Source organism: Nonomuraea composti (assembly GCF_012034275.1).
Lineage (GTDB): Bacteria > Actinomycetota > Actinomycetes > Streptosporangiales > Streptosporangiaceae > Nonomuraea > Nonomuraea composti.
In genome coordinates this window covers 183,906-193,901 of record NZ_JAATEP010000005.1, presented here as the reverse complement: position 1 = coordinate 193,901, position 9,996 = coordinate 183,906, and the positions used below count along the sequence as shown (strand labels likewise).

Annotated in this window: 11 protein-coding genes; 3 read left to right on the top strand and 8 right to left on the bottom strand. The window is 71.6% G+C overall.

Annotation, left to right across the window (positions count from 1 at the left end):
• Nucleotides 1-145 precede the first annotated feature (145 nt).
• Nucleotides 146-748: an aggregation-promoting factor C-terminal-like domain-containing protein gene (locus tag HCN51_RS09900; protein ID WP_471633761.1), complete on the bottom strand. Its 603-nt coding sequence runs from the start codon at nt 746-748 to the stop codon at nt 146-148.
• Between the two features lie 378 nt (nt 749-1,126).
• On the opposite strand from HCN51_RS09900, the gene HCN51_RS09895 reads away from it, so the two are divergent.
• The 3 genes from HCN51_RS09895 to HCN51_RS09885 are packed head-to-tail and all read left to right on the top strand — an operon-like array spanning nt 1,127 to nt 3,728.
• On the top strand, nt 1,127-1,801 hold the full coding sequence (locus HCN51_RS09895) for a response regulator transcription factor (protein WP_080047483.1): 675 nt from the start codon (nt 1,127-1,129) through the stop codon (nt 1,799-1,801).
• Nucleotides 1,801-3,234 carry a sensor histidine kinase gene (locus tag HCN51_RS09890; protein ID WP_168008922.1) on the top strand — a complete coding sequence of 478 codons (1,434 nt, stop codon included), beginning with the start codon at nt 1,801-1,803 and terminating at the stop codon, nt 3,232-3,234. Before HCN51_RS09895 ends, HCN51_RS09890 begins: the two co-directional genes overlap by 1 nt.
• Nucleotides 3,231-3,728 (top strand): hypothetical protein, encoded by a 498-nt coding sequence (locus HCN51_RS09885; RefSeq protein ID WP_168008920.1) that lies wholly within the window; start codon nt 3,231-3,233, stop codon nt 3,726-3,728. Before HCN51_RS09890 ends, HCN51_RS09885 begins: the two co-directional genes overlap by 4 nt.
• A 54-nt stretch (nt 3,729-3,782) precedes the next feature.
• On the opposite strand, the gene phoH2 is transcribed toward HCN51_RS09885, so the two are convergent.
• The 7 genes from phoH2 to HCN51_RS58060 all read right to left on the bottom strand — a co-directional run bounded on the left by phoH2 (nt 3,783) and on the right by HCN51_RS58060 (nt 9,930).
• A complete protein-coding gene (phoH2, locus tag HCN51_RS09880; protein ID WP_080047482.1) occupies nt 3,783-5,051 on the bottom strand; it encodes an RNA 5'-3' helicase PhoH2 in 1,269 nt (422 codons plus the stop codon).
• 258 nt (nt 5,052-5,309) lie between these two features.
• Complete coding sequence (locus HCN51_RS09875) at nt 5,310-6,071, bottom strand: isoprenyl transferase (RefSeq protein WP_080045139.1); 762 nt, start codon at nt 6,069-6,071, stop codon at nt 5,310-5,312.
• Nucleotides 6,072-6,164: 93 nt separating this feature from the next.
• Nucleotides 6,165-6,677: a hypothetical protein gene (locus HCN51_RS09870; protein ID WP_080045138.1), complete on the bottom strand. Its 513-nt coding sequence runs from the start codon at nt 6,675-6,677 to the stop codon at nt 6,165-6,167.
• Between the two features lie 70 nt (nt 6,678-6,747).
• Nucleotides 6,748-7,617, bottom strand: a complete 870-nt coding sequence (locus HCN51_RS09865; protein ID WP_168008918.1) for a DUF7064 domain-containing protein — start codon at nt 7,615-7,617, stop codon at nt 6,748-6,750.
• A gap of 38 nt (nt 7,618-7,655) precedes the next feature.
• Nucleotides 7,656-8,162, bottom strand: a complete 507-nt coding sequence (locus HCN51_RS09860; protein WP_206066786.1) for an SCO6045 C-terminal-like domain-containing protein — start codon at nt 8,160-8,162, stop codon at nt 7,656-7,658.
• Nucleotides 8,159-8,974 carry an MbnB/TglH/ChrH family RiPP precursor modification enzyme gene (locus HCN51_RS09855; RefSeq protein WP_168008916.1) on the bottom strand — a complete coding sequence of 272 codons (816 nt, stop codon included), beginning with the start codon at nt 8,972-8,974 and terminating at the stop codon, nt 8,159-8,161. The genes HCN51_RS09860 and HCN51_RS09855 overlap by 4 nt, the downstream gene beginning before the upstream one ends.
• Nucleotides 8,975-8,976: 2 nt before the next feature.
• A complete protein-coding gene (locus tag HCN51_RS58060) occupies nt 8,977-9,930 on the bottom strand; it encodes a TIGR04222 domain-containing membrane protein (RefSeq protein WP_206066785.1) in 954 nt (317 codons plus the stop codon).
• Nucleotides 9,931-9,996 lie beyond the last annotated feature (66 nt).

The window sequence follows — 9,996 nt, the reverse complement described above, 5'->3', positions numbered from 1 at the left end:
CGATTGGGGAAGGAAAGTTGACCCGCTCCGGACCTAATACCAACCGACGGACCCAGCACCGACCCCGGCTCAGTACCGACCGGCGGGCCCAGCACCGACCCCGGCTCGGTACCGACCGGCGGGCCCAGCACCGACCCCGGCGGGCTCAGTACCAGCCGACGGACTGCGAGTGGCCCCAGGCGGCGCAGGGCGAGCCGTAGCGGCCCTTGATGTAGCCCAGGCCCCACTTGATCTGGGTGGCGGCGTTGGTCTGCCAGTCGGCGCCCGCGCTGGCCATCTTGCTGCCGGGCAGCGACTGCGGGATGCCGTACGCGCCGGAGTAGCGGTTCATGGCCCGCTCGTTCCAGCCGCTCTCCTTCTGCCAGAGGCTCTCCAGGCAGCCCCACTGGTCGGCGCCGAACCCGAACGAGGCCAGCATCGCCTTGGCGGTGGCCTTGTTACTGCCGGGGGACGGGTTGCTGCCGGGCGGGAAGTTCTGTGCCGGGAAGCCGTCGCCGCCGGGCGCCTTCTTCGGCACCACCCAGTCGAGGCCCTTGCCGGCCGCTCCCGAGCGCTCCTTCTTGAGCTGGTCGGCGCGGTAGGCCTGCTCGGCCTCGGCCTTGAGCAGGTCGGCCTCGGGGTCGGGCGCGTACAGGTCGCCGCTGGCGAGCTTGCCGAGGTCGGTGAGCGACATCGGCGTCTGCTTCGGCTCGTTGGCGTTCTGGACGGCGCGGTAGGCGACGAAGCCGCCGCCACCGATGACGATCACCAGCAAGAGGGTGCTGATGATGACGCGCTTGGGAGTGAAGCGCGAAGGCCGGCGCGCCGAGGGGAGGTCTTCCTTCGGGGGGCGCTCGCTCAACTGCGGACCGGGGCTCACGAATCATGAGCTTGCCCTGTCATGGGGGGTGGTCCGCAACCTAAACGCGGGAATCGCTTGGCGTAAATTTCACCAACCAGCAGGTAACCTCCGCGTTTCCGGAAATATGTGACTTTGGTCACAGCGCGGAGGGGCTCCCCTTCGCACCCCCGTCGCCGAAGGGAAGCCGTTTTCAGGGTCCCCGCCCATCTTCTGGATCTCATCCACGCCGTGTCACAGTTTGGTGACACATACCGGGTATTCGGGACAAGGAATAATAATGTGCGCGTGGCTGGCATCCTCCTCGTAGAAGACGACCCCTCGGTCCGCACGGCTCTTGAGCTGGCGCTGACCAGGCAGGGGCACTCCGTCACGTCGTACGCGACGGGTGAGGAGGCGCTCGACCACATCAGGGCCCGGCGCCCGGAGATCGCGATCCTCGACGTCATGCTGCCCGGCATCGACGGCGTCGAGGTGTGCCGCCGCATCCGCAAGCTCGACCAGCTCCCCGTCATCCTGCTCACGGCCAGGGGCGACGACCTCGACGTGGTGGTGGGCCTGGAGGCGGGCGCCGACGACTACGTGGTCAAGCCGGTCGAGCCGCGCGTCCTGGACGCCCGCATCCGCGCCGTGCTGCGCCGCGCCGAGTCCGCCGCCTCCGACCGCATCACGTTCGGCGACCTCGTGATCGACCGGGGCGCGCTCAAGGTCACGCTGGCCGGCAAGGAGATCCACCTGACGCCGACGGAGCTGCGGCTGCTGCTGGAGCTCGTCCGGCACCCCGGCCAGGTGCTCAACCGCCGCTACCTGCTGCGCGCCGTCTGGGACCACACGCACATCGCCGACTCCCGCCTGGTGGACGCCTGCGTGCAGCGCATCCGCGCCAAGATCGAGCCCAAGCCGGCCGAGCCCGTCTTCATCCACACCGTGCGCGGCTTCGGCTACCGGTTCAGCCCTCCGTGATGGCGCGCCTGATCCCCCGCGCGATCCCCCGCCCCACGGGCCTGCGCGCCCGCCTGGTCATCACCTTCACCCTCGTCGCCGTCACCGCCTCCCTGCTGGTCGCCACCATCGGGTACGAGCTGGCCAAGACCGCGCTCATCACCAGGACCGAGACGACCTCGCTGGAGCTGGTGACCAGGGAGCTCAGCAGCATCGACTTCCCCATCGGCAAGCTGCGGCCCGGCGAGGCCGCCCCCACCTCCAGGGAGCTGAACCGGGTCGCCCACGCGCTCAGCGGCCCCGGCCGCAGCGCGCTGATCGAGTACGGCACCATGATCGCCTCCGAGGGCCCCCTGTCGATGAGCGACGTCCCCAACGAGCTGCACGGCAGGGCCAAGCAGAGCGTCGTCACCCAACGCAAGATCATCGACAACGAGCTCTACCTGATCGTCGGCGCCGAGGTCTACCGCGACGGCTCCGCGGGGCCGGAGGCGACCGGCCTGCGGGCGTTCGTCTTCTTCCCCATGCACGACGACGAGCGCCAGCTGGAGGCGCTCAGGACCACACTCGCCTGGACCGGCCTGGTCATCGTGCTCATCGCCCTGGTCGTGGCGCTGCTGTCGGCCCGGCAGGTGCTGCTGCCGGTGCGCCGGCTGAGCGCGGCCGCCCAGGCGCTCGGCCAGGGCCGCCTGGACACCCGCCTGCCCGTGCACGGCCAGGACGAGCTGGCCGGGCTCACCGCCCGCTTCAACGACGCCGCCGCCGCGCTGGAGCTGAGCGTGTCGGAGCTGCGCTCGCTGGAGGCCATGTCCCGCAGGTTCGTGGCCGACGTCTCCCACGAGCTGCGCACGCCGCTGACCGCCATGACGGCCGTGGCCGACATGCTCTCCGACGAGGCCGAGCACCTGCCGGAGGCGCCCGCGCAGGCCGTCCGGCTGGTGCTCAGGGAGATCGAACGCCTGCGCGAGCTGGTCGAGCACCTCATCGAGATCAGCCGCTTCGACGCCGGCACGGCCACGCTCAACCTGGAGCCGGTCAACGTGGCCGACTCCATCCAGGACTGCCTGGAGGTGCGCGCCTGGACCGACAAGGTGACGGTCACCGCCTCCCAGGGCCTGACCGCCAACCTCGACCCCAGCCGCTTCGACGTCATCGTGGCCAACCTGGTCGGCAACGCGCTCAAGCACGGCCTGCCCCCGGTCGTGGTGAGCGCCAGGGCCACCGAGAACGGCCTGGAGGTGAAGGTGCGCGACCACGGCAAAGGGATCCCGCGCGAGGCGCTGCCGCACGTCTTCGACCGCTTCTTCAAGGCCGGCGCGGGCCGGGCCCGCAGCCAGGGCAGCGGGCTCGGCCTGGCGATCGCCCGCGCCAACGTCCAGCTGCACGGGGGCACCATCTCCGTACGCCCGCAGAGCCCGGGCACCCTCTTCACGGTCTGGCTGCCGCACATATGAGAGCTCTCGTCGCCGTCGTCCTGCTGCTGGCCATGACCGGCTGCGGCATCCTGCCCACCGACGTCCAGGACCGGGGCAGCGCCCCCACCGTCCGGATCCCGCCGCCCACCAAGACGATCTTCCTGCTCAGGAACGGCAAGCTCATGCGGGAGCCCGCCGACGTCGAGGACGACACCGTGGACAGCGTGCTGACCGCGCTCTTCGACGCCTCCGCCCACCCGCTCGGCGACCGGGACACCGCGTTGCGCGGCTTCACGTACCTGCGGACCAGGAACTCCATCAACCCGCCGCAGCGCGACGAGATCCAGCTCCCCCGCACCTCGACGCTGACCGTCTACATCAGCGGCGACGGCACGCTGACCAAGCTCGGCATGGCGCAGATCGTCTGCACGGCCCAGCAGGACGCGGCGTTCGAGGTCGTCAAGATCGTGCGGGAGAACGAGGGCCGCCCCCCGAAGGACGAGGGGCGGCACACGTGCTCTGAGCTCAACTGAGCACCACTGCTCGGTGCTCAACTGAGCATCACTGCTCAAAGGCTCGACCGAGCACTACATCGTGATGTCTTCCAGCATCTCCGTCACCAGCGCGGCGATCGGGGAGCGCTCCGACCTGGTCAGCGTGACGTGGGCGAACAGCGGATGACCCTTCAGTTTCTCCACCACCGCGACCACGCCGTCGTGCCGCCCCACGCGCAGGTTGTCGCGCTGGGCCACGTCGTGGGTGAGCACCACCCGCGAGTTGGCGCCGATCCGGCTCAGCACCGTCAGCAGCACCCCGCGCTCCAGCGACTGCGCCTCGTCCACGATCACGAACGCGTCGTGCAGCGAGCGGCCGCGGATGTGCGTCAGCGGCAGCACCTCCAGCATGCCGCGGTCGAGCACCTCCTCGATCACCTCGGGCGAGGTGATCGCGCCGAGCGTGTCGTAGACGGCCTGTCCCCACGGGCCCATCTTCTCGCCCTCGGTGCCGGGCAGGTAGCCGAGCTCCTGGCCGCCGACGGCGTAGATGGGGCGGAAGACGATGACCTTGCGGTGCTGGCGGCGCTCCAGGACGGCCTCCAGGCCCGCGCAGAGCGCCAGCGCCGACTTGCCGGTGCCGGCCCGGCCGCCCAGCGAGACGATGCCGATCTCCGGGTCCATCAGCAGGTCGAGCGCGATGCGCTGCTCCGCGGAGCGGCCGTGCAGGCCGAAGACCTCGCGGTCGCCGCGGACGAGGCGTACCGACTTGTCCGGCTGCACCCGGCCGAGCGCCGAGCCCTTGGCCGACAGCAGCCGCAGGCCCGTGTGCGTGGGCAGGTCTCTGGCCTCCTCCATGTCCGCGGTGCCCGTCTCGAACAGCGTCTCGACGTCTTCCGCGGTCACCTGGACCTCGGCCATGCCCGTCCAGCCTGATTCGTGCACCAGCTCGGCGCGGTACTCCTCCGCCGCCAGGCCGATCGAGGCGGCCTTGACCCGCATCGGCAGGTCCTTGGAGACAAGGACGACGTCGCAGCCCTCGCTGGCCAGCGAGCGGGCCACCGTCAGGATGCGCGTGTCGTTGTCGCCGAGGCGGAAGCCCGCGGGCAGGATGGACGGATCGCTGTGGTTGAGCTCTACCCTGATCGTGCCGTCCCCCGTCGGCATCGCCTCGTCCAGCCTGCCGTACTGAACGCGCAGGTCGTCCAGGTAGCGCAGGGCCTTGCGGGCGAAGTAGCCGAGCTCCGGATGGTGTCGCTTACCTTCCAGCTCCGTGATGACCACGATGGGAAGGACCACGTCGTGCTCGGCGAACCGGGTCATCGCCGCCGGGTCGGCTAGCAGGACCGAGGTGTCCAGCACGTACGTGCGCTTGGCCGACTGGTGAGTAGGGTTGCTCGAGGACACTGCCACACGTTCTCCCCCGGGCGCCCATAGGTGCGGGCACCCTGCAGACGAGGTGGGAATCGGACCGGACCCGCGTCCCCGACCGCGAGCTGCCGTCGGTGCCGGAGTCCGGCCCCCCTCGGCAAGTGTTGGTGCAAAGGCGGGCCCTCTCCGAAATGTCCGACCTGTGACCGGACACTTCCAACGTTACGTCCTGGATACCCGATTGTCGTGTCAGGAACCGTAACGCCGGTGTCTCGCAGCGTAATCGCGCAGCGCCCGCAGGAAGTCGACCCTGCGGAAGTCCGGCCAGTAGGCCTCGTGGAAGTAGAACTCGGAGTGAGCACTCTGCCAGAGCATGAAACCGGACAGACGCTGCTCGCCCGAGGTCCGGATGAGGAGGTCCGGGTCGGGCTGGCCGCGAGTGTAAAGATGCTCCGCGATGTGCTCGACATCGAGTACCTCCACGAGGTCCTCGATGCTCGCTCCCCTGCTCGCGTGCTCCTGGAGCAGTGAGCGCACCGCATCGGCAATCTCACGTCTTCCTCCATACCCAACTGCAACGTTCACAATCAGGCCCGGACGGTGTGATGACGCTTCTTTTGCATTTTTTAGGACATTGGCGGTTCTGTCCGGCAGCAGATCGAGCGCGCCGACGGGGCTGATCCGCCAGCCCTCCGCCACCAGCTCCCGCGTCACGTCCTCGATGATGCGCAGCAGCGGCTCCAGCTCTTCCCTCGGCCGGTTGAGGTTGTCGTTGGACAACATCCACACCGTGACCACCTCGACGCCGAGCTCGCGGCACCAGCCCAGCAGCTCGGAGATCTTGTCCGCGCCCTTGCGGTGACCGGTGGACACGTCACGCAGGCCCATGGCGCGCGCCCAGCGGCGGTTGCCGTCGATGATGACCCCGACATGCCGGGGGATGCTGTCCTTCGACAGCTTGGCCTCCAGCCGGCGCTCGTACAGCCGGTAGACCAGATCGCGCAGGCCCACGGAGTGCCTCCCCAGCGGTGACTTGTGCCCCTTGGCCGCAATGCCCCAACAGGCAATTATCACCGCGAAACGCCCGTGCCTGCTCCGTCTACACTATTCCTCCGCAGAGTCTCTACCTTTCAGACACCCTTCCGCCTCGTCCACGAGCTCGCGCACGAACACCGACAGCTCCGCCGAGGTGAGGACCGCCCGCATGCCCACCCCCGTGGCGCCCCACGCCTCCACGAACGCCCTCCTGGTCACCCGCCACTCCCCCGGCCCCGGCTGCCAGACCGGGATGGTGCGCAGCTGGCAGCGCAGCTCGCCGCCGCCCAGGCCGGCCCTGGTCAGGTAGCGGAAGGAGAACAGCTCGCCGTCGGGCCCCTCGCCGGGGAACCGGTCGTCGGGGTCGGCCCAGCGCCTGGCCGCGCCCCGCCCCTGGCGGGCCTCGTCCACCCCGCGCGCCAGGCGCGCCAGCAGGTGGCCGCAACGCTCACCCACGCTGCCGTACGGGGTGCCGTCGCGGTGCAGCTCCAAGGTGATCTCGTACGGCGCGCCGACGCTGTCCGTGCACGCGACGGGCGTTACGGACAGATAGGACCCATCGACACAGCGTAGACCTCCCATGCCCTCCCCCGTATCCCCGCCCCTCCGCGCTAAACCCGCTGTCCCCCAGGCGTGCTCGCCGAACCCGCGGCTACCACGCGTGCTCGCGCCAGCCCGGCGGCTGGTGCCACTCCGTCCAGCCGTGGCCCACGCGCCCGTCCGCGGTCTCGTAGGCGCACAGCGCCCTGGCGAACCGGGCCGCCACGCCCTCCGGCGAGGTCAGCGTCACCGGGGCGAAGGCGACCGGCCGCACGGTCGTGACGCAGCCGGGGAAGCGCAGCACCGACTCCACCGGCCGGTCACCGTCGAACACCGTGGCCGCCCCGAAGCCCTCGACGTGCGCCAGGTCCCCCTTGGCCGCCAGGAACGCCGGCCAGGGCAGCTCCATGCCCACGTTCGCGCGCATCCCGTGCAGGTACGTGCCGTCGTCCAGGCGGGCGCTGCTCCACAGCCACGAGATCGACCACCAGTCGCGCACGCCCCAGCTGTGGTCGCGCTCGCCGTGCCCGCGGAACGGCAGGCCGCCGATCGTGCCGGTGACCTCGCAGGGGACCTCGTAGCGCGGGGTGAGCGCGTAGCCGTAGACGCCTCCCGCCGTGCGGAACTCCAGGTCCAGGCTGAGCTCGGCGGAGCTCAGCCGGATGTGCGCGCGCTCGAAGGGGTCCGTCGCGGCGTGCGCGGCCGTGTAACCCGGGCCCGCCACCGCCAGGTCGCCCCGGGGCAGTGCCGCCTCGTGGTCGATCACCTCGGCCCGGTCGCCGTCGGCCGTGACCAGGCAGGCCCAGTACCAGGCGCGGCCCCACGCCGGGTAGAGGCCGAGGCGGACGTAGCCGCCCGCCCTGCCGTCCTCGGAGACGAAGTGGTAGTACCAGGACTCGTTCCACAGCGGCTCGCCGCCGGGGGCGTGCCGCCGCTCGTCCTCCGGGCCCAGGGGCCACTCGCCCATGTTGACGATCCGCATGCCGCCTCCCAAGCGCTTGCTGCCGAACCCGGCCGGGATCAGCGTATGCCAGGCAGGCGCGACCACCAGCGGCGCTTCGGGGGCGGCTCGCCGGGCATCCGGCCGCGCTCGCGCAGCCAGGCGGCGAAGTCGTCGGCGTCGGCGCGGTAGCCGGGCGGGGGCGTGGCGCGGGCCTGCGCGTACGCGGCGAACTCGGCGGCCAGGCCGGGGCCCGCCGCCGCGGCCGCGTCCGGGCGGAGCCTGGCCACGATCGCGCGCCGCTTGGAGATCAGGCTGACGGCCTGGGCACGCATGCGCTCCGGGTCGAAACCCTCGGGCACCTCCGCCCCGGCCACCAGGGCCGCCACGACCCGCCCCTGCGCCTCCGCCAGCCGCCTGCGCCGCTCCTCGCCCTGCTCCCGCGCCTCCTCCGGTGAGACGCGCTCACGTGCGGCGTCCTCTCGTGCGGCCTGCTCCGATACTTCCAGTGGTGGGGCGGTGAGTTGCGGCGGCTGCGCCGGCGGCCCCTGTGCGCCGGCGAGCCGCCGCGCCTCCATCGGGGTCATCGCGCCTGCCCCGGCACCACCATCGCGGCCCTGATCCTGGACAGCTCGTCCGCCAGCACCGCGTCGCTCGGGTACTCGTCGTCCCACTCCAGCAGCACCCCGGGCGGCGTGACCCGGGAGCACAGCTCGGTCAGCAGGTAGAGGACGGCCTGGGGGGCCGTCGTGGTGTGCGTGTCGTGCCAGATGCCGTGGTGCTCGTAGCCGCCGGCGACGTGGACGTACGCCAGGTGCTCCAGCGGGAGCGTGTCCAGCGCCGCCACGGCCGGCAGGCCCAGGTTGACCTGGTTGGTGTAGAGGTTGGCCACGTCGATCAGCAGCCCCACGCCGGTGGCGGCGACCAGCTCGGCCAGGAACTGCGCCTCGGTCAGCTCGTCATCGGGCCAGCCGAAGACGGCCGCGACGTTCTCCAGGGCCAGCGGGACGGGCAGCGCGTCCTGGGCTCTGCGCACGTTCTCGATGACGACCTTCAGCGACTCGCGGGTGCGCGGCACCGGCAGCAGGTGCCCCGCCTCGATGCCGCCGCCCCGGACGAACGCCAGGTGCTCGCTGACCAGCGGCGCGTCCAGGGCCTGCGCGCACGCGGCCAGGTGGGCCAGCCGGGCCGGGGAGGGCGGCTCCGCGCCGCCGACCCCGAGCGAGACCCCGTGGGGGATGACCGGCAGGCCCCTGGCCCGCAGGACGCGCAGCGACTCCGGCAGGCGGCCCGGCCGGATGTTCTCGGCGACCACTTCGAGGAAGTCGACGCCGCCCATCCGCTCGATGGTCAGGTCCAGCTCGGACCGCCAGCCGATGCCCACTCCCAGGCTCGCCATGGTCAGCTTCCCCCGCCGCAGCCACCACCGCCGCAGCCGCCGCCCCCGCCGCAGCCCGACGATCCGCTTCCGCAGCTCGACGAGCCGCCACCGCAGCCGTAGGAGCCGCCGCCGTGCGAGCCGCCGCCGCCGTACCAGGCGCCGCCGCGCCGGGACGAGCCGCTGCCCGCGTACGAGCTCCTGGGCCGCCGCTCCCGCTGGGGCGCCCGCCGGCTGAGCTCGGCCCGCAGCTTGGCGTCGCGCAGCTCGCCGAGGCCGTAGAGCGCGAGCGGCACCGGCCCGTCGGCGCCGGGGGCGTGGGCTCGCCTGGCCGAGTCCAGCGCGTCCCGGCCGGACTCGGTCAGCGCGTGGCGCACGATGCGGCGGTGGTTGCCGAGCACGGCCTCCGCGCCGATCATCGTGCCCAGGAAGACGAGCGTGGCGAGCAGGGCGTGCAGGTTCGGGGCCAGGGCCATGGTCAGGCCCTCGATCGCGAACCCGGCGTACGCGGGCACCGACAGCGCCCGCAGCCGTACGCTCAGCCTGCGGGCCTGGACGAAGGCCCCGTCGGGCAGCAGCAGCCCCTGCGCCGTGAGGCGCTGCTTGATCTCCTCCATGGCGAGGCTCCTGACGGCCTCGATCCTGAGCGACATCACGGGCAGGCCCGAGCGGGTGGCGACCACGCCCAGCACCGCCTCCTCGATGGGCTCCCGTGCGGTCGTGCTCGCGATGACGCGGTGCACCCGTCCACCGCGTGAGACGCGGAGCTCGTGCCGCTCCGCGAGGATGGCGATGGCCGTGTCGGCCACCCTGTTGGGGCCACCGACCAGGTACGCCAGGTCGTAGTGGCCGAGCTCCCCCAGCCCGGATCCCGTGGCGGCCGACCTGATCGCGGCGTGCGCGCGGGTGATGGCGGAAGTGGTGACGGCGGCGTAAGCCGCGATGGCCACCGATACGATGAGCAGGAACAGGTCCATGTGCGGCCTCCCCTCGTGCGGCCGATCAGCCTGCGTGCCGGAAAGACACTTATCCGCAAGGTAGAG

What these genes read in the sequence shown, in the direction of transcription:
- HCN51_RS09870 (WP_080045138.1), bottom strand. Translation starts at nt 6,677, where the DNA reads ATGGGAGGTCTACGCTGTGTCGATGGGTCCTATCTGTCCGTAACGCCC.
- HCN51_RS09890 (WP_168008922.1), top strand. Translation starts at nt 1,801, where the DNA reads ATGGCGCGCCTGATCCCCCGCGCGATCCCCCGCCCCACGGGCCTGCGC.
- HCN51_RS09885 (WP_168008920.1), top strand. Translation starts at nt 3,231, where the DNA reads ATGAGAGCTCTCGTCGCCGTCGTCCTGCTGCTGGCCATGACCGGCTGC.
- HCN51_RS58060 (WP_206066785.1), bottom strand. Translation starts at nt 9,930, where the DNA reads ATGGACCTGTTCCTGCTCATCGTATCGGTGGCCATCGCGGCTTACGCC.
- HCN51_RS09855 (WP_168008916.1), bottom strand. Translation starts at nt 8,974, where the DNA reads ATGGCGAGCCTGGGAGTGGGCATCGGCTGGCGGTCCGAGCTGGACCTG.
- HCN51_RS09865 (WP_168008918.1), bottom strand. Translation starts at nt 7,617, where the DNA reads ATGCGGATCGTCAACATGGGCGAGTGGCCCCTGGGCCCGGAGGACGAG.
- HCN51_RS09860 (WP_206066786.1), bottom strand. Translation starts at nt 8,162, where the DNA reads ATGACCCCGATGGAGGCGCGGCGGCTCGCCGGCGCACAGGGGCCGCCG.